The sequence below is a fragment of the Saprospiraceae bacterium genome, from assembly GCA_016713025.1.
In the GTDB taxonomy this organism is placed as follows: Bacteria; Bacteroidota; Bacteroidia; order Chitinophagales; family Saprospiraceae; genus OLB9.
The window spans coordinates 2,997,032-3,015,102 of sequence record JADJPZ010000004.1; the positions used below are offsets into that span (position 1 = coordinate 2,997,032).

17 protein-coding genes are annotated in these 18,071 nt (G+C 37.2%); 11 read left to right on the forward strand and 6 right to left on the reverse strand.

Features of this window, described 5'->3' with window-relative positions; genetic code table 11:
• Positions 1-138: 138 nt before the first annotated feature.
• Positions 139-1,476, forward strand: coding sequence for a M24 family metallopeptidase (locus IPK35_19100; GenBank protein MBK8055318.1), 1,338 nt, complete (start codon positions 139-141; stop codon positions 1,474-1,476).
• A 1,350-nt stretch (positions 1,477-2,826) separates the two neighbouring features.
• Positions 2,827-3,723 carry a T9SS type A sorting domain-containing protein gene (locus IPK35_19105; GenBank protein ID MBK8055319.1) on the forward strand — a complete coding sequence of 299 codons (897 nt, stop codon included), beginning with the start codon at positions 2,827-2,829 and terminating at the stop codon, positions 3,721-3,723.
• Between the two features lie 180 nt (positions 3,724-3,903).
• Here IPK35_19105 and IPK35_19110 read toward each other — a convergent pair whose 3' ends face one another.
• The 4 genes from IPK35_19110 to IPK35_19125 form a co-directional block, all read right to left on the reverse strand.
• Positions 3,904-4,164, reverse strand: coding sequence for a hypothetical protein (locus tag IPK35_19110; GenBank protein ID MBK8055320.1), 261 nt, complete (start codon positions 4,162-4,164; stop codon positions 3,904-3,906).
• Positions 4,165-4,282: 118 nt separating this feature from the next.
• Positions 4,283-4,492, reverse strand: coding sequence for a hypothetical protein (locus IPK35_19115; GenBank protein ID MBK8055321.1), 210 nt, complete (start codon positions 4,490-4,492; stop codon positions 4,283-4,285).
• Positions 4,493-4,716: 224 nt separating this feature from the next.
• Positions 4,717-5,214, reverse strand: coding sequence for a hypothetical protein (locus IPK35_19120; GenBank protein ID MBK8055322.1), 498 nt, complete (start codon positions 5,212-5,214; stop codon positions 4,717-4,719).
• A gap of 1,951 nt (positions 5,215-7,165) precedes the next feature.
• Entirely contained in the window at positions 7,166-7,765 is a 600-nt protein-coding gene (locus tag IPK35_19125; GenBank protein MBK8055323.1) for a peptidoglycan-binding protein, read from the reverse strand.
• 152 nt (positions 7,766-7,917) lie between these two features.
• Here IPK35_19125 and IPK35_19130 point away from each other — a divergent pair, with 152 nt between their 5' ends.
• The 4 genes from IPK35_19130 (at position 7,918) to IPK35_19145 (ending at position 13,341) form a co-directional block, all read left to right on the forward strand.
• Positions 7,918-9,291, forward strand: a complete 1,374-nt coding sequence (locus IPK35_19130) for a DUF4403 family protein (protein ID MBK8055324.1) — start codon at positions 7,918-7,920, stop codon at positions 9,289-9,291.
• A gap of 344 nt (positions 9,292-9,635) precedes the next feature.
• Positions 9,636-10,511, forward strand: coding sequence for a tyrosine-type recombinase/integrase (locus tag IPK35_19135; protein ID MBK8055325.1), 876 nt, complete (start codon positions 9,636-9,638; stop codon positions 10,509-10,511).
• Complete coding sequence (locus tag IPK35_19140; GenBank protein MBK8055326.1) at positions 10,430-11,782, forward strand: transposase; 1,353 nt, start codon at positions 10,430-10,432, stop codon at positions 11,780-11,782. Before IPK35_19135 ends, IPK35_19140 begins: the two co-directional genes overlap by 82 nt.
• 308 nt (positions 11,783-12,090) lie before the next feature.
• A complete protein-coding gene (locus tag IPK35_19145) occupies positions 12,091-13,341 on the forward strand; it encodes a toll/interleukin-1 receptor domain-containing protein (protein MBK8055327.1) in 1,251 nt (416 codons plus the stop codon).
• A 74-nt stretch (positions 13,342-13,415) separates the two neighbouring features.
• On the opposite strand, the gene IPK35_19150 is transcribed toward IPK35_19145, so the two are convergent.
• Entirely contained in the window at positions 13,416-13,799 is a 384-nt protein-coding gene (locus IPK35_19150) for a hypothetical protein (protein MBK8055328.1), read from the reverse strand.
• 107 nt (positions 13,800-13,906) lie between these two features.
• Complete coding sequence (locus tag IPK35_19155; GenBank protein ID MBK8055329.1) at positions 13,907-15,019, reverse strand: IS110 family transposase; 1,113 nt, start codon at positions 15,017-15,019, stop codon at positions 13,907-13,909.
• 292 nt (positions 15,020-15,311) lie between these two features.
• Here IPK35_19155 and IPK35_19160 point away from each other — a divergent pair, with 292 nt between their 5' ends.
• The 5 genes from IPK35_19160 to IPK35_19180 all read left to right on the forward strand — a co-directional run bounded on the left by IPK35_19160 (position 15,312) and on the right by IPK35_19180 (position 18,005).
• Positions 15,312-15,614 carry a type II toxin-antitoxin system RelE/ParE family toxin gene (locus tag IPK35_19160; GenBank protein MBK8055330.1) on the forward strand — a complete coding sequence of 101 codons (303 nt, stop codon included), beginning with the start codon at positions 15,312-15,314 and terminating at the stop codon, positions 15,612-15,614.
• Positions 15,611-15,925, forward strand: coding sequence for a helix-turn-helix transcriptional regulator (locus IPK35_19165; protein MBK8055331.1), 315 nt, complete (start codon positions 15,611-15,613; stop codon positions 15,923-15,925). The genes IPK35_19160 and IPK35_19165 overlap by 4 nt, the downstream gene beginning before the upstream one ends.
• A gap of 115 nt (positions 15,926-16,040) precedes the next feature.
• Positions 16,041-16,427 carry a hypothetical protein gene (locus tag IPK35_19170; protein MBK8055332.1) on the forward strand — a complete coding sequence of 129 codons (387 nt, stop codon included), beginning with the start codon at positions 16,041-16,043 and terminating at the stop codon, positions 16,425-16,427.
• Complete coding sequence (locus IPK35_19175; protein MBK8055333.1) at positions 16,424-17,146, forward strand: hypothetical protein; 723 nt, start codon at positions 16,424-16,426, stop codon at positions 17,144-17,146. The genes IPK35_19170 and IPK35_19175 overlap by 4 nt, the downstream gene beginning before the upstream one ends.
• Before the next feature lie 664 nt (positions 17,147-17,810).
• Entirely contained in the window at positions 17,811-18,005 is a 195-nt protein-coding gene (locus IPK35_19180; protein ID MBK8055334.1) for a hypothetical protein, read from the forward strand.
• The last annotated feature ends 66 nt before the right edge of the window (positions 18,006-18,071 follow it).

Consider the following 18,071-nt stretch of genomic DNA (forward strand, 5'->3'; position numbering starts at 1 on the left):
AAATGGATTAAAATGTAAAGTAAAATAATAAAACCTAACACCTGGAACGTAACATCTAATGTCTTTAGGTTAATCCCAAAATTCCGCAAAATAAAACAGATTCAAACGAAATGTATATATTTACCGAAAATTTTTAGAATGCGCCAATTTATAATTTTGATTTTAACCATATCGTTTGCTACAGCAGGCATGTCGCAGAAGACATCATTTAAGATCATGACTCAGGAACAAAGATCTATATGGGTAGATAGTATGCTGGAATACAGAATAGAAAATATGTTGCCCGATCTCATGAGACGCAGTGGGATAGATATGTGGATCATCATATCCCGGGAGTACAATGAAGATCCTGTCATGAAGACGATGTTGCCTTCATCGTGGTTGTCAGCCAGGAGGCGTACGATCATGGTGTTTTATGATCCCGGGCCAGGTAAAAAATTAGAAAAAATTGCCATTGCAAGATATGACGTAGGCCGATTGCTCAAAGGTGAGTGGAACCTTGATGTCTATCCCGATCAGTGGGAAGCTCTTGTCAATGTGGTCAAAAAATACAATCCTGATAAAATAGGCATCAATACATCCGAGCATTTTGGTCACGCTGATGGACTCGTTGCTACCGAAAAAGAGCATCTGCTTGAAGCATTGCCGCAAGAATATCACTCAAAGATAATATCTGCAGAAAATCTTGCCATAGGCTGGCTGGAGACACGCAGCAGCATGGAACTAGAATTTTATAAAGAACTGTGTGCTCTGTCCCGAAGTATCATCATGCGTGGTTTTGACCCAAAATTTATCAAAACCGGAAAAACCACCACCGATGACATTGTATGGCGACTCCGCCAGTTAGTCACTGACATGGGTCTCGATGCGTGGTTTCACCCTACAGTATCAGTGCAGAGAGAAGACAAAACCAACTTTGATCATCTCCGCAGTTTTTCAGGAAGACCCAAAGGTCAGGTGATACAGTACGGTGATCTGTTGCATGTGGATTTTGGGATCACTTACAACAGGCTCAACACCGACCAGCAACAGCACTTTTATGTACTCAAACCTGGTGAAAAAGACATCCCACAAAGCATACAGAAAGCCTTTGCAACGGCCAACAGACTTCAGGACATCCTTACTGACCAGTTTGCCGTATCCCGATCCGGCAATGACATACTTGCAAAGACACTGCAGCGAGCTAAGGATGAAGGCATCACAGCATCTGTGTACACGCATCCTATAGGATTTCATGGTCATGCTGCGGGACCAACTATCGGTATGTGGGACCAACAAGGTGGTGTCAAAGGTCCGGGGGACTATGTCGTATATCCACATACCGCCTACTCCATAGAGCTCAATGCCGCATCAGAGATACCCGAGTGGGGCAAGGTCATCCGCATCATGCTGGAAGAAGACGGATATTATGACGGACAAAAGTTTGAGTATCTGGCGGGAAGGCAGCTCAAGGTATATCCGCTTCGGTTGAAATAATTTTCTTTTATTTGTGAATCTAATGGAGTCTGTCATAGCGGTCCGCTACGATACAATATCACAAGGCTTCCAGCCTGCATTGTTAATGATTCTTACACGCTTTCAAGTATTTATGCCCCGTGACGACTGAGCTTTTCCCTTTAAACGAATGATGTATCTATACCGACGATAATTTTTTTGAGAAAAATAATGTCTTCATTATAAAGACGACAAATGTTCATGACGATAAATGTCCTGATTTTAAATCACTTTAAAGACATGCTTTGATTCGTCCTTACTCAAAATCAATATGTTGGGTAGGTCATTCTTCGCATACCATTTTATTTTGAGTATAAAATAATACTTTGTCTAATTATACGGACTTTCCGATTTATTGGAAAACTGTTGGGTTAACCCAACAGTTGTGACCCTAATTTACCAATACTTCTATCTTTAACTAAGAAAAAATATGAGTGTATCCCAAAATTGCACTTTAATATAAAATTTTTAAGTTTCCAATTTAGTGGATTATCCTAGTAATTAAGAGATAAAGGGTGGGATGTCTCAAGCGTAGCTTGACAGGCTCTTCAGAGCCTGCCAAGCTATGCTTGTGAATGAGGGTAGCGAGAAGGTAATTTGGCTTTTCTTACCCCTGCCACTTATAGGGGAATCCTGCGCTTTTATTAGTAGAATTTGGGTGGGTCAGGAATGAGGGTAGCGGGAAGGTAATTTGGCTTTTCTTACCCCTGCCCCTAAAGGGGAATCCTGCGCTTTTATTAGTAGAATTTGGGTGGGTCAGGAATGAGGGTAGCGGGCAGTTTTCTTACCCCTGCCCCTAAAGGCCCCTAAAGGGGAATCCTGCGCTTTTATTAGTAGAATTTGGGTGGGTCAGGAATGAGGGTAGCGGGCAGTTTAAACAATTTTAATGCAAAAAAGGGATACACCCAAAAATCTCAGGTTTCCGTTTAATTACATTTTGTTGAAAGTGTCATTGACTTAGATTTTTGAAGGTGACAAAGCAGAAATAAACCAAAAAAAATTAAATTTGGCAATATAACTGATAACTATCAATTCGTTTTGTGGTCACTTAGTTTGCAGAGTGTCGCAAGAATAATCATATGACAAATCGCCAACAAGAAAAATTAAAACACATACCGATCAAATATAATATATCTTTTTTGCCATTTTTCTTTCCTATTTGCGTAAAAATGTTTTACATTTGCAGAGTGTCAAACTGACATTTACCCCGAATCAATTTTTTCTTTTTTTTCCAATTCATACCATCTGTACGTGGTCTGAAATAGTAGGTGTTATCAACAATCGGAATTTTAGGAATATATTTTATTAAATCATTAAAATCAAATTTAAGTTATGAGAAAGTTATTTACATTTTTTTTATTTGTGCTTATAAACTCTAGTATATTTAGTGCAACTTTTAGAACTTATATCGGCTACACGGTTAGTGGAAACACTTATTTTTTGCATGTTGATAGTGATCCTGTTTCTGGAGAGTATGGATTAATTGGACAATTAAGATACACTCCATCAGGTGGCGGTGGTGACCAAACAACAGGTTGGTCACTTCAGGGAAGTCCGACGCCCAATAATACAACTCAACGATATATTATATCTGTCACAATACCGCCTGGTGCAACAAATCTTCATTATGAAATCGCAAATCGAAATCAATCTGGCAATGATTACGGATGGACAGGATTTCAAGTCCTAAGCGGGCCATTACCAATAATAATTTCAAACTTTTCAATAAATGGAAATAACAGCAAAGCAAATTTATTCTGGTCCACCGCCTCCGAAACCAACAACGACTATTTCGAAGTGCTGCATAGCTCTACAGGCAAAGACTGGCAGATGTTGGGCATGGTCAAAGGTGCCGGCAACAGCAATACTACGCAGGAATACAGTTTTGTGCACAATACTCCAGCCAAAGGAAAATCTTTCTACAGACTAAGACAGGTGGACTATGACGGTAAGTATGAGTACTCTCCTATCCGATCAGTTGTAAGCCAGAGCGTCAGAAAAGAAATCAGCTTGGCACCCAATCCTGCTTCAGATCTCGTCTCCATCATTCATGATGGCAGCAGCACAACCTTTGACATCAGTATCAGAGACATCACCGGAAGGACGATCACTGAATATAAAAACTATAGCGCTGAGACTTTGGACATTTCTCTGTTGTCATCTGGATTATATACTATCACTATCACATCTGACGGAGAGACAACCACACAAAGATTGATCAAGGAGTAAGTTTCCCTTGTCATTATAAAAATCGAGTAAGAGACAAAGGTAATTAAAAAAATAGATTACCTTTGTCGTCTTCTCACCACCTATGTACTTACGTGTACGGCGGTTTCTTTAGGTGGATTTGCAGATGGTTGTAGTTGGAGACTAAATCGTAGTATCCAATCTTTGTAAACCACTCGTTATTCATCCCGATATTGGTGCCTGGAGTGTTTGATAGACGCCACCAGCCTTTGCCCTTAGGGCTGTCAGCCAGCTCAATTTCTCACTTACGCCTTGGCTCCTTAGGAATCTGACAATACCAATCTTGCGTTTGCATTGTTTTATCCTAAAGCATCTTATTCGTCTTTTCAGCCAGCTGTTGATTCTTTCTATCTTCGATTTCATTTCTGATCTCTTGAAGTATTGTAACCAACCACGCAATAAGCTATTTACTTCCTTTATCAACTGATCCAGACTGTCCCACGTCGACGTGATGTCAATCTTTAGCTTCGACTTAAGTCGTAATTCGCTCGGCTTACTTAGATAAAGGCGACCACCACCACCTAGACTATGACCTAAAACGCTACTTCATGTACTTTCCGTACTCCGCTCTTTCTACATTTACTTTCAGACGCATTTTCTTAGTTATGTATTCGCTAATGCTAACATATACCCGTTCGGCACTTTGTTTACTTCTTACAAAGATCAAAACGTCATCTGCGTATCTTACATAACTCAGTCCACGCCTAGCCAGTTCTTGGTCCAGTTCATCTAATACGATGTTGGATAACAGGACTCAGCGGGCTTCCTTGTGGTGTCCCCTTTATCCGTTGATGCGATACGCCACCTAACAGTATGCCACTACGTAGTATCTTTCTGATTAGGTCTAGTAATCGTTTGTCACCCATCCGTAAACTCAGATGCCACATCAATCGGCTATGATTCACTTCATCAAAGAATTTCTAAGTCGATGTCGACTACCGTGTCTTCCCTGTTTTAACGGTGACTGGGCTAACTTTAGTGCGCTCTCTGTTCCACGGCCTGGCCTAAATCCATGGCTGCTTTCCGTAAATGTAACTTCATAATCCTTACCATCACTTGGCTGATTGCTTGCTGTACAACTCGGTCTTTTATCGTCGGTATGCCCAGTAGCCTTTTGCCCCCTTTGGGTTTCGGTATCTCTACTCCACGTACTAATGAAGGGCGATAGTCTCCGTTTAGGATTTCTGTCTTTAGTGCTCCATGGTGCGTTCTAAACCATTTTCCGAACTCCTTGACATCTATTCCATCTACTCCCGGACTACCTGCGTTCGTTTTCACGTGTCGGTAGGCTTTTACTAGATCCTTAGCGACGCTATCTCTTCCAGTACGTTCATGTCTGTCTCTCTCTTGCCAGCATCTGGAAGTCCACTTGGACATACCTTTCCACTCCGTCGTACCATACGGGTAGTTCATCATTGAATAGGCTGCTATTATTTCCTTCTCCCTGTCCAGCAGGTTGCATTGGTTTAGCATTTTCCTTGTCCTTAATCATTGGCCTTTACCATTACTTTCAAAAAAAATTAACATCCTAAAGATTCGATCCTTCGCTCCACATCCATTACAGATGATTCTTCACTACTATGATCTCTGCTGACTTCCTTTAAATAGTCCTTTACTTCCCTTGCGCTTTGTTCCGTCTCAGGTCGCTATTTATAGGATCTCCCAAGGTAAGTTCAATCTCTTTCCGTGTAACTGACATATTTTACTACCATTGTTTACGTCCGACTATTGGGCTTCGCAATCTATTGCTCACTTACCCACAATGTAAGCCTTATAATATGTTTCTGTTCGTTCAATCACACTTTTGCCGCCTGCTTCCTTCAGATTCTCAATTACTCAAGACACCCTTGCTATTGGCTAACGATTCCTATCGGCTGGCTCGTCGAGGACTTTCACCCCTTAGATATTAAACATGCTTGGCGCACAACAAAAGCGGTGTAACACTCAAAAAAGTTTTACACCGCTTTTTTAATTAATGTGGCTCGCTATATAATTTAACATGAATTCGAGGATAAGAGAATTGAAGCTAATGTGGTTTAAGAGTATGTTTAAAATTTTTTTTAGTTGTAAATCAAGAGATTATGGTTCTGGCGATAAAATAATTAACGAATTTAGTGAACTAAATGAGGCGATTATTTTGAAGCCAGGTTCATAATATATTGATTTTAAGGCAATAAAAATTTAAACATACTCTAAGCTCAAGTCGATAGGAGAAAAATTGGGGTATTGATTTAATATATTAGACCATTTTATTAAAAGAAGGAGCGTTAGCTCTGACATCTTAGTAAAATGACTTAAATAATGGACAATAAGGGGCGTAGCCCTGATATCTTAAATGATGCTGAAATTGTTTTGAGATTACAGGGCTAACGCCCTGATTATATGTTTTGAGCCACTGATTACAAAGATTACCGGGCTACGCCCCTATTATCAAAACGGTACTGTAACATACCTTTACCCGAATTCACGTTAAAATACTTTAGGCCGATGAAGAAGGCAAATAAGGAGCGTTAGCTCTGACATCTTAGTAAAATGACATAAATAATGGACAATAAGGGGCGTAGCCCTGATATCTTCAATGATGCTGAAATTGTTTTGAGATTACAGGGCTAACGCCCCTGATTATATGTTTTGAGCCACTGATTACAAAGATTACTGGGCTACGCCCCTATTATCAAAACGGTACTGTAACATACCTTTACCCGAATTCACGTTAAAATACTTGAGGCCGATGAAGAAGGCAAAGAAGGAGCGTTAGCTCTGACATCTTAGTAAAATGACTTAAATAATGGACAATAAGGGGCGTAGCCCTGATATCTTAAATGATGTTGAAATTGTTTTGAGATTACAGGGCTAACGCCCCTGATTATATGTTTTGAGCCACTGATTACAAAGATTACCGGGCTACGCCCCTATTATCAAAACGGTACTATAACATACCTTAACCCGAATTCACGTTAAAATACTTTAGGCCGATGAAAAAGGCAAAGAAGGAGCGTGAACTCCGACATCTTTGTAAAATGACTTAAATAATGGACAATAAGGGGCGTAGCCCTGATATCTTAAATGATGTTGAAATTGTTTTGAGATTACAGGGCTAACGCCCCTGATTATATGTTTTGAGCCACTGATTACAAAGATTACTGGGCTACGCCCCTATTATCAAAACGGTACTGTAACATACCTTTACCCGAATTCAAGTTAATTTATAATTTTTATCTATTTAAAATAGTATTCAACTGATAGCCAATTGAATTGGGTGTATTTCATTTTTTCGCTTCACATTAAAAATCACCATTTTATTATTTCGCGATTCAGGCAAGATGCCTGTCTATATTGCATCGTAGCCGGAAGCTACGACGACAAACGAAACTTGATAAGAAATCGAGCAAAGGGCGAAAAAATGAAATGCACCCATTGAATTTTATCTCACATCAAGCAGCGCCAAAACACCCAATGTCAAATCACCGTATGGAAGTCCTTTTGATTTTTGGTAGTCAGTGACTGAAAGTTGGGTAGCCTGATCATACTGCCCATTGGCTGAAAGCGGATATCCTTGTTTGATCAACGCTTGCTGAAGCAAAGTGATGAGTTTTGGTGTACGGTTACGAGGGCAAACTATCCCTTCAGTTACTGTTGATGCTTCTTTGACAGTTACATTGACTTTTTCTTTTCTTATATCATATTCCTGAGTATTGTCAGGGCTTGGTAAAGTATAGAGATTCATTGTGATGGGTGGAATTTCCTGGATGACCTGAGTCATACAATCTTCAGGATTAGGTTTATCACAATCTTTGATCTTTCTTTTTACCAGTTCTCTTCTTCCTTCAGAAACTACAATTTTGCTAATCTTTACATTCAGACCAGTAGTATCTGACCCTGTAAAAATATAATGAGTTTTCTCAACTGTCTGTATGACCGGGTCCATTTTCAAATCAGCAGTACATCTGGCACTTCTTGATGACTGCGCGTGACAAAATACTGTCATACAAATACTTACAAATACTAAAATTGGGTTTTTCATTTTGTTTACAGGTTAATTACACATATAAAAAACAAAAATACGATTTAATGTCATGTGTACAAGATTTATTCGCAATATTTTATAAAAAATGTATTTATGAAAATGGCACAATCATGCCATGAGCCTTTATCTTTGCCTGATAATTAGCGATCATGAAACACATCCAAATATTTCTGTTTGTTTTTCTTTTTATTTTGTCCATCTTGTCATGTGCCACAAAAAAAGAAGTGGTTTATGTGCCGGTAAAATCACCGGACATTGTCAAAAATTTTTATACCGATATCGTCATCAACTACAAATTAGATAAAACCGGCATTACTGATACTTTCAACAATGCCATTACTGACATTTTTAAAAGTAATTTTGATATACCGGAGTATGATGTAAAAATGACGCTAAGTAAACCAAAGTCTGCTGCTGTGGAGATAGAAGGAAAAAGTATTTTGGTGATGGTACCTGTGACAGTAAATGTGGAGAAAAAAACATTTCTCACCGATCTTAAAGCAAAAGGTAGTCTTGAGATGAGTTTTGTAACAGATCTTGATCTTGATAGTATGTGGAATATGAAAACAAAAACAAGTCTTTCATTTCACAGATGGATAGAAAAACCAAAACTTTCAGTGGCAGGCCTCAACATACCTATCGAAAATATCTCTGATATCATACTGAAGAAAAGTAAACAAAAAATCGAAGAAAGTATAGACCAATCTGTGAATGACAACTTTTCAGTGCGTCAAAAAATGAAAGAAAATATGGCCATGTTTGATCAGCCCATGCTGATGGATTCAGCTGCATGGCTCAATATCAAACCTGAAATGATACATCTCAATAAAGTACGCAATGGCAGAGTGACTTCATCCGGCAAGATTGGCATCAAAGGGTATTCTACTTTTTCAACCTATAAGCCAAAAGCCAATCTGGTAAGTCAAAATCTTCCAAAACTGTTTTGGTCAGAAGAAATCCCGGATAGCTCCGTCTTCAGGATTGTGAGCAACATCCGCATGGCAGATATCAACCCTGTCATAAAAGCCAATCTGGATGGAAAGACATTTACCACAGGAGATAAATCCATCACGCTCAGCAATATCATCACCAATTGCGACTATGAATTCCTTAGGGTGGTGACAGATATCTCAGGTTCTGCCAATGGTACACTCATCATCAAAGGCAAACCCAAATATGATGCTATTGCCAATAGCTTTTATATGGAGAATGTAGATATACAATTCAAAACCAAAAATGTCATCCATAAAGCGGCTGCCTGGATAGCAGAAGGCAAAATCCGCCACGAACTGGAAAGCAAAATGAAGTTTAATATCAATGATGCACTTAAAGATGTACAAAAAAACATAGATGACCAGTTGAAGGAGTTTAATAAAACATACGATATGGAAATGAAGATAGGTATTGGTGGTGCTGATGTAGAAAGTTTCCAGCTGAAGCCCGGAGAGATAGAAACATTGATGAAAACAAAATTCTACCTAGAAATCAGAATCAAGGATTTCAGGTCATTTGGGAAGTTTTGAATTTGAAATTTCTTTATGTAGGGTGCTCTGTCCAATCAATCGATGTGGTAGATAATAAGATTTACCCTAACACTTATCAGCAACATCATGGAACGACCTGCATGGGAATAAAAGAATTCAGGTAATTTTACCCACATAACTCATAAAATGAAAAAGGAAATTAAATCACCCCTTGTTAATTGAGATTTTTGACAAAAAATTGATTACATTTGTATCAGGGATATACGCCATTTGGCGTCAATCCTCTCGTTGAACAAACCTAAAAATAAATATATCTAAATATCAGTAAGACAAGTTATTAGGCATGGTATTTGGCCTACCAGGTATAATTAAATAATAATAAAATGATACCTGTACACAACCACCTGAAGGCTTATGAGGAGCGACTGATATTGCTCAATTCACCAGTTAAAAGCCGGATTTCTTACCTGACAATATTGAGGAAGTATCTCCAATATTGTAACGCTCAACACATTGAAGATGCATTTACAGATCCTGCTGTAAAACAATATCTTTTATATAGATACAGTCAAAAAATGGATTGGAAAACCATCAATATGGATTACTCATCCATTAAAAAATACTTTGTTGAAGTACTTCAAAAAGCGTGGAATACCCCGATGTTCCCACGACCCAAAGTAAATAAAGAACTGCCCAATGTCATATCAAAAGAAGAAGTACAAAAGCTCATTTCGCACGTACGCAATCTTAAATACAAAGCCTTATTCATCTTCCTATACGCTACGGGGATGCGCATAAGTGAGGCCTTGTCGGTCAAGGTAAAAGACATTGATTCTGATAGACTACAGATCAAGATAGATAAAGGCAAGGGTCACAAAGACAGATATGTAGATGTACCGATGGAATTGATAGAAATATTAAGACAATATTACAAAATCTACAGACCTACAGACAGACTTTTTTATGGGGAGACAACACAAGATGTACTGCCCGAACGCAACATACAGCATGCCATGAAACGAGCTAAAGAGAAAGCAGGCATCATCCATGATGTGAGCCCACATACATTGCGTCATTGCTACGCTACCCATCATATGGAACATGGAACGAATATTGTATATATACAGAAGATGTTAGGTCACACCAATCTAAAAACGACCTCGATATACCTTCATTTATGTGTAAACTTTCAGAGTCAAAGCATAATCCATCCGATTACAACGATCCAAATCAGTCTGATGGGCCATTCACAGACATAGGATCACTATTTAGAGCGTACAAAGAAGCATATATCCACCTATACAAACCGCAGAAGCACGAGATCAAATTTATCAAAGATGTAAGTAAATGTAAAACACCCGCGCTCGGAGGGATAGTGATAAGTTGTAGGAGTTGCAAAAAGAAGACCTACTTATATAAGTCATGTGGCAATAATCAGTGTCCAAAATGTCAAAGTATAAAACGTATACAATGGCAAGACAAGCTGGCGAGCAAGATGCTTAAATGTCCCTATCAGCACATCATCTTTACCATACCTCACGAGCTAAATTATATAGGAAAAGGCCATCCAAAACTATTGTATGGCGTGCTATTTAAGGCAGCTTGGCTCACCATAGCTCAACTGGCAAAAGACCCGGAACATGTAGGAGGTACACCCGGAATGACAGCCGTGCTGCATACATTTGGCTCAGATCTCAAACACCATATACACCTGCATACCCTGGTCACCTTCGGAGGTGTAAGCAAGGATGGCAAATGGGTATGGCCCAAACGAAAAAATAAAATCGCACCGTATCGCAAAATATGTAGCACCTTCAAAACCATCTTTATCAAAGAGCTGGAAAGTCAGCTGCAGAAAATCGATCCATCGTATTATCAAACAGTAAAAGGCATAATCAATAGTACCAAAGAAGTGAGGTGGTGTGTACACAACACGCCACCTACTGCTCATACCAAAATCATCGAAGAATACCTAGGTCGATACATATGCAGAATAGGAGTAAGTAATAAAAAAATACAGTATGATGAAAAACAACAGATCGTAAAAATGGAATACAATGACTACACAAATCAAAAACCCAATGAAGCAGCGCCTAAAGCGATCAAGCAACTCGACCCCATAGTAGCCATGCGACAAATCATGATACATGTCTTACCTCCCAACTTTCAAAAAGTAAGAACATATGGCATCATGACCAAATCAAAATCGGAAAAAATAAAAATAACAATCCCAGAACTCATCAAAGAAAATGGTCAAACGATAAGGACATTGTTCCAGATAGTAAAAGCCTTACTACAAATACCAGACGAAGAAGAAATAAAATGCGTTTCATGTCAATCCACAGATAGTGAGATAGAAATTATAAAACCCGATGCTGAATGGTATAATAAACACATCCGAGGAGAAGGTAGAAACAAATCGCCTGCACAAACACCCAAAATAGTACCAATAGACCCCAATGCTTCATCGAGGCCTGAGGTATCTATGGAGACAAAAGTCAAAATCAAGGTCGAACACGCAAAAATCTAATCAAATCTTAGGTTAGGAAGGTAAAACCAAAAGCTATTGCAAAAGATTAATGTCTAAAACTCAAAATTATAGCCCAAAGCCATTAAAAAATAACTACTACAATCAAAGCAAATCCCATATACGGCTCGTTTCAGGCCGTAGGATTAAAAGATTTCATTGTTTGTATAATAAATAAATTGGCTATAATCCAACGGTCTAAACTTAAATATCTACAAATTCGCTTTGAGATTTGTGCAATTAATTTATCTTTGTACAGGCGAATTCGTAGATATTCCTTTGAGTTGTAGGCAATTCTAAAGACACCCAATATGCAAATAGACCAAGAAGACTTATATAGATTACTTTATGAACAAAAATGGGATGAAATAATTCAAGTACTTTATGAAAATAAAGACCTTATAAAAAGTGATGCATTACTTGAAAGAGCAAGCAGTGTGTTTGAAGAGCAATTTACCAAAAACATAGACAATTTAGTTTTACCAAAAGATACTGTACTAGAAATTCTTGAGAAATTATTTCTTTTGCACAATGGAAAATTCTATGTGTTGGATAAAGACAATTATAAAACTATTGTACTTTCAATAATAAAAAGAAAATCATTAAGCGAAGCATTTAATTATGCCAATGAGTTTCCATATGAACCAATTTGCAGAGAGATAATTTCTAACTACAATATACAAAAAATAAAACAAGAAGGTTATAAACTTAATTCACCACACGACTATTCAGAGAATTGGGTAGAAATTTATAATAGACTGTTTGAATTAATAAATGACCCTGACCAAGCAATATATTTTTCAGGACCTAGATTTATAAAAGTAGTTCAAGAAACAATAAAATACTTCCCTGACTATGCACAATTTATTGAACAAAGAAATAATCAAGGGAAAAGTACTAGTAGAAAAGTATTTTTTTATGACATATTACTAGGAATTGAAACTGACGAAAGAAATAAAATACTGACTAGGTTATTAGAAATATTAAAGCCCTTCAAAGAAGACGAAGTAACAACTATTGAAAGTCTTATTCAAGGAAAGAAAATTACAAAAATTAAAAAAGAGAATTTTCTTATTGAAGATAAACCAAATATTTTTATCTCATATTCTTGGGATAGTGAAGAACATAAAGAATGGGTTTTAAAAGTAGCAAACGATTTATGTAACCAAGGAATAAATGTTATTTTGGACAGGTATTATCTTAATTCGGGTAAAAGCATTACTAAATTTGTAGAAAATCATATTGAAAGCGTTAATAAAGTTGTAATAATTTTCACAAAAAATTATAAGTCAAAAGCGGATAAACGACAAGGTGGAGTCGGACACGAATATTCAATTTTAAATCAAGAGTTGTATGATAATCAAGCAGACAGTGAACGAATCATACCAGTTTTAAGAGAAGGGAAACCAAAAGAAAGTATACCAGCGTATATGCGACAATTAATTCGATTAGACATAACAAACGATTCGAATTATGACAATTGGTTTGCAGATTTGGTAAGAGAAATATATGATGAACCAGTTATAAGAAAACCCGAAATAGGAAAAAGAACGATTAAATAAAAAAGAACTGCCTACAACAGGGGTTCCTATGTAAAGCCTCCCAGCCCGGGACAAAGATAATATGTTAATTTTATTTACGGCATAATTTTATTGTTTTTTGACTCTATACTCAGGCTCCTATATGTAGCTGTCATTTCTGACACTACCAGCATCGGTGTGATAATAGAGACGTAAAATATCAGCTTCCTGCTTGGCGATGTAGCAGTTGACTTTTCAGTCTCCTCTACCACGGCTGTTTTAAAGTCTGATATGCTCTTTAATATTTGAGTAATAAAGTGATTAATTGTATTTTTGCGACGACAGTATAAACGGACTGGAGCTCTGCAGAGGTGCAACTTTATAGGGATAATACTGTTGGGTGACGGAATACATTCGTCTGAGCTGATACTTTTTTGTATCAGCTCATTTAGACGAATATTCCAGCGCCCCTTATGCCTTAAAAAACCTATGTCGCTCATGACGTCCTTTTTGTTTGTTTTAAAAAGCCAGCTTCCTGCTTGGCGATGCAGCAGTTACTCTATTGAACAACCCTACCACCCATGTTATGAAGTCTGTCTCACTGTTTTTATATTTCATCTTCCATTACTTCTATATCTTCTGGTAATTTAATCTTATTATCTAAGGTAATGTTCTTATTAATTTGATATGGTTTGCCGCTTTTGATTACTGAAAGTATTCTTTTAGCCATTTTGTGAGCCACTTTGACGATGATACACTTTGGATTTTTGCCAAAATGTGATTTGTAATATGCCTGTATCTCAGGATCTTTTCTGATGGCAATCCATGCACTCTCTATGATGTAAGGCCTCAAGATAGTATTGGCCCGAGGTGTAACACCTAAATTGCTTTCGCTTCCGCCACTATTGAATATACCAGGCACTACTCCTATGTAACTACTGAATTGTTTTTCATTGTCAAATCGACGCAAATCACCACACTCAGAAAGGATAGCTGCAGCGAGAAATCCACCGATGCCAGGTATGCTTGTCAACAAGTAATAATCAGTGCTTATATGTTTACGACAATGTGCTCGCAATAGATTACCGCCATTGAGATATTCAGAGTGAAAGAAATTCAAGGTCCGTAGTTTACTCTCCATAGACTCTTTGCCGCATGTGGATGTCCACTTCAGTTCACTTAGCCATTTTTTAAATTCTATCGTCCAGTTGACATTATCAAATTCAGGTGGTATTTTGATGCCATGAAAGAGTAGCATACCTTTTATATGAGACTTCACCCTTCGAAGCTCCTTGGTAATGTTGGTTCTCTGGCGCAGCAAACTGCGAAACTGCTCTTGCTCCTCAGTAGGGATATGGATGGCCTTGAGATTGTTTTTCTGAAGTTGTTTACATAAATTCCGACTATCGATTTTGTCCGTCTTCTGATAGTTTTGTTTGTCCATCCGCGGCACATCAGCCGGATTGACCACTGTAACTGCCCAACCAAGATTCAAAAAATATCTTGCTGCACTGAAACCACAACACCCGGCTTCATAAGTCATCGCAACTTCGTGAGTCGGAAAATGAGCAGCCACATAATCGTACAATACGTCCGGATCTGGTGGCATGGAGAATGTTTTATGATCAAATGACTCCGTCCTGATAGAAACTGACCAACTTTTCTTGTGAATGTCGATCCCAATAAATAACTTTGTGTCAATAGCATTTTGTAAAGGCATAATCTTGTTTTTAAATCGTCAGAAAATTTTGAGCTAAGATATGCTTTTACATAGATGCTTGCCAAAATGGGGGCAGAAGTGGTAAATTGAACATTTGGAATTCTATTGAACTTTTGTACTAAATTTGAACATTGGTACTTTGAAATCCCCACTTCGGCAAGCCCCAAACCGTTACATCAGATTATCATAAAAATATTTGTTCCATATAAAGAAACTATTGTATATTTGTGAATGAAAAAGTTTTCAAAACCCATAAAAGTTAAATTGCTTGACGAAGCAACTAGTTACTTCGATGAGAGATGAGATTGAAGAAAAAATTAAATCAAAATTCTTCAAATCTTTCGAAAAAGTAGAATCAGGACATAAAGGAAATTGGTTCAAACATTTAGAAGATGAAATCTGGGAATTTAGAGAACGTGATTCATCCAAATTTTATAGAATTTTTGCATTTTGGGACCCAACTCTAGTCAAGCAAACACTAATTGTAGGAACACATGGTTTAGATAAGAAAACTAATAAAACTCCAAGGCATGAAATTGAAAAAGCCAAACGAAGCATGAACAAATATTTTGAACAAAAAAAAGATAAAATATGAAACTCACAAGTGTAGAAGAATTAAAAGAAAGGCATTTAGGCCAAATCGGAACACCTAAGCGTGATAAGTATGAACAAGAGCTTAAAATTGAGTTGCTCGCTGAAGAAATAAAAGCTTTGAGAATTTCGAATAATTTAACCCAAGATCAATTGGGTGAATTAGTTGGTGTGCAAAGAGCTCAAATCTCTAAGTTAGAAAATGGTAAATCAAATATAACTATAGGAACATTATTAAAAGTGATGAATGCTCTAAAAGCAAAAGTTAGTTTTAATGTAGAAAAATTAGGAGAAGTTCAAATGGTGCAAAATTAAAAACCTGATGTAACAACGGCTTTGATGATAGATTCGCTATCGCTTCATCCATCGCATAGCCTTGGACGACGTCATGGGCAATCATATCGAACGACACAAATTAAAATCTTATACCATGTTTAAAAAGACCATTTTACCCATTTTACTTGCGACAATTTGGATTAGCATTTCCGAATTTGTCCGCAATACATTTTTATTGCACAATTATTGGACAGAACACTACCAAAATTTGGGGTTAACATTTCCGGAACAACCAATCAATGGAGCAGTTTGGGGAGTATGGTCTTTGTGTTTTGCAATAGGTATCTACATTATTTCAAGAAAATTCTCACTCATGGAGACCACTTTTCTATCTTGGTTTGTAGGTTTTGTATTTATGTGGTTAGTAGTTGGAAATATGGGTGTACTGCCTTTTGGAATATTACTAATTGCCATTCCTTTGAGTTTATTGGAAGCGTTTTTGGCAACTTTTATCATTTTTAAACTTTCTGACAAGAAATGAATTTAAGCCAAACAGCCTTACGAGCCATCGAAGCTTATGGCGGTGCTGACCTATGGACAAGTCATAAATTTGTTGAAGCAAAAGTTTCGGCAAAGGGACTTGCATTCACCATAAAACAAAGACCATTTTTTGAACACGCTAAAATAAAAATGGAAATTGAAAGGCCTTTTTCAAGAATAACACCAATAGGAAAAGATAAAAGTATAACAGGTATTCTTGACGGCAACGATGTGAGATTGGAAAACGTAAATGGCGATACCATTTCAGAAAGAAAAAATGCAAAAGAAGGTTTCCCCTATGGTCGTAGACTGTTTTATTGGGACGACCTTGATATGGCTTACTTTGCCCATTATGCTTTTTGGAACTATTTTACCTTTCCATATTTATTAATGAATGACCGTATTAAATGGACTGAAAAAGAAGAAGGTGTTCTTTCTGCAATATTCCCAGACAATATTCCTACCCATAGTATGAAAGAACAAGAATATTATTTTGACAAACAAACAGGACAACTATATCAATATAATTATGCAGCCGAAGTAATAAGTGGTCTTGCAAAAGCGGCTAATGTTGTAACAGCGCATAAACAGTTTGAACAAGGAATTTTTCCATCTTCAAGAAAAGTAACACCTCAAAACGGCAAAGGAAAAGCACTAAAAAGACCGACTTTGATAGACATTACTATTCACGACTTTAAACTGACAAATAATGAATGGTAACAGTATGCCTGCCTATGACAACTAAGTTTTCATCGTATCCGGAGCACAAGCGATGACTCGAGTGTAGCAACTGATGAATGCCATTAATATAAAGTGGAATAATATGAATAAAACTCTGTTGAACCCTGCCCTCTCGCTTTCAGTTTGTATAACAAACTGCACAAATTCAATTTTCCTTCCTCGCTACCCTCATTCCCTTAAGAGCCTGTCAAGCTATGCTTGAGACGACCTGCCCAATTCAACCATGTTTTTACCGTTTATTTAAAAGAATTCTAAAAAAGTGCAATTCCATCTATCTCACCATAACACCTTGATTATCAATTATGAAAACCCCCGCTATTGGGGTGTATCTCAAAATTGCACTATATGATATAATTTTTAAGTTTCTAATTTAGTGTATTATCTTAGTAGTTAAGAGTTAAAGGGTGGGTCGTCGCTTTAGGGAATGAGGGTAGCGGGCAGTTTAAACAATTTTAGTGCAAAAATGGGAAACCCCAGCTATTGTAATATACTTTTTTCATAAAGGCTTCTTTCTTACCAAGGACAAGTTAGCATCAAATATCTTTATTAGAGAAAATAACTTCTATTTTGTTATACACACTCGCTTTCAGGTGCTCCTTCGCTAGAATATCAATTTTTTATGAATTTAAGTTAGTCCAGCTAAATGTTGAATCTGATAAATGATGAAAAAACTTGCAGAAGCAGAAACAAACTCAACAAAAATTTGGAAAACAGATTGATTCTCCTTACTTTTGGCAATAGTAAGGTGACGGACAGAAATACAGTGATGATAAAGCTAATCAAAAACGCAGATAAAGTAGGCAAAGCCGTGTACAAACGTATAATAAACGTTAAATAACGGTTTTAAAATTTACATATCATTAACAAACATTCGTATATTTATATATTTAATATGATCTGAAAA

Excerpts from the sequence above, each read along its gene's own strand:
- IPK35_19180 (MBK8055334.1), top strand. The coding sequence starts at position 17,811 with ATGTTGAATCTGATAAATGATGAAAAAACTTGCAGAAGCAGAAACAAA.
- IPK35_19155 (MBK8055329.1), bottom strand. The coding sequence starts at position 15,019 with ATGCCTTTACAAAATGCTATTGACACAAAGTTATTTATTGGGATCGAC.
- IPK35_19100 (MBK8055318.1), top strand. The coding sequence starts at position 139 with ATGCGCCAATTTATAATTTTGATTTTAACCATATCGTTTGCTACAGCA.
- IPK35_19135 (MBK8055325.1), top strand. The coding sequence starts at position 9,636 with ATGATACCTGTACACAACCACCTGAAGGCTTATGAGGAGCGACTGATA.
- IPK35_19140 (MBK8055326.1), top strand. The coding sequence starts at position 10,430 with ATGTGTAAACTTTCAGAGTCAAAGCATAATCCATCCGATTACAACGAT.
- IPK35_19145 (MBK8055327.1), top strand. The coding sequence starts at position 12,091 with ATGCAAATAGACCAAGAAGACTTATATAGATTACTTTATGAACAAAAA.
- IPK35_19130 (MBK8055324.1), top strand. The coding sequence starts at position 7,918 with ATGAAACACATCCAAATATTTCTGTTTGTTTTTCTTTTTATTTTGTCC.
- IPK35_19150 (MBK8055328.1), bottom strand. The coding sequence starts at position 13,799 with ATGAGCGACATAGGTTTTTTAAGGCATAAGGGGCGCTGGAATATTCGT.
- IPK35_19170 (MBK8055332.1), top strand. The coding sequence starts at position 16,041 with ATGTTTAAAAAGACCATTTTACCCATTTTACTTGCGACAATTTGGATT.
- IPK35_19120 (MBK8055322.1), bottom strand. The coding sequence starts at position 5,214 with ATGCTAAACCAATGCAACCTGCTGGACAGGGAGAAGGAAATAATAGCA.
- IPK35_19105 (MBK8055319.1), top strand. The coding sequence starts at position 2,827 with ATGAGAAAGTTATTTACATTTTTTTTATTTGTGCTTATAAACTCTAGT.
- IPK35_19160 (MBK8055330.1), top strand. The coding sequence starts at position 15,312 with ATGAGAGATGAGATTGAAGAAAAAATTAAATCAAAATTCTTCAAATCT.
- IPK35_19175 (MBK8055333.1), top strand. The coding sequence starts at position 16,424 with ATGAATTTAAGCCAAACAGCCTTACGAGCCATCGAAGCTTATGGCGGT.
- IPK35_19125 (MBK8055323.1), bottom strand. The coding sequence starts at position 7,765 with ATGAAAAACCCAATTTTAGTATTTGTAAGTATTTGTATGACAGTATTT.
- IPK35_19165 (MBK8055331.1), top strand. The coding sequence starts at position 15,611 with ATGAAACTCACAAGTGTAGAAGAATTAAAAGAAAGGCATTTAGGCCAA.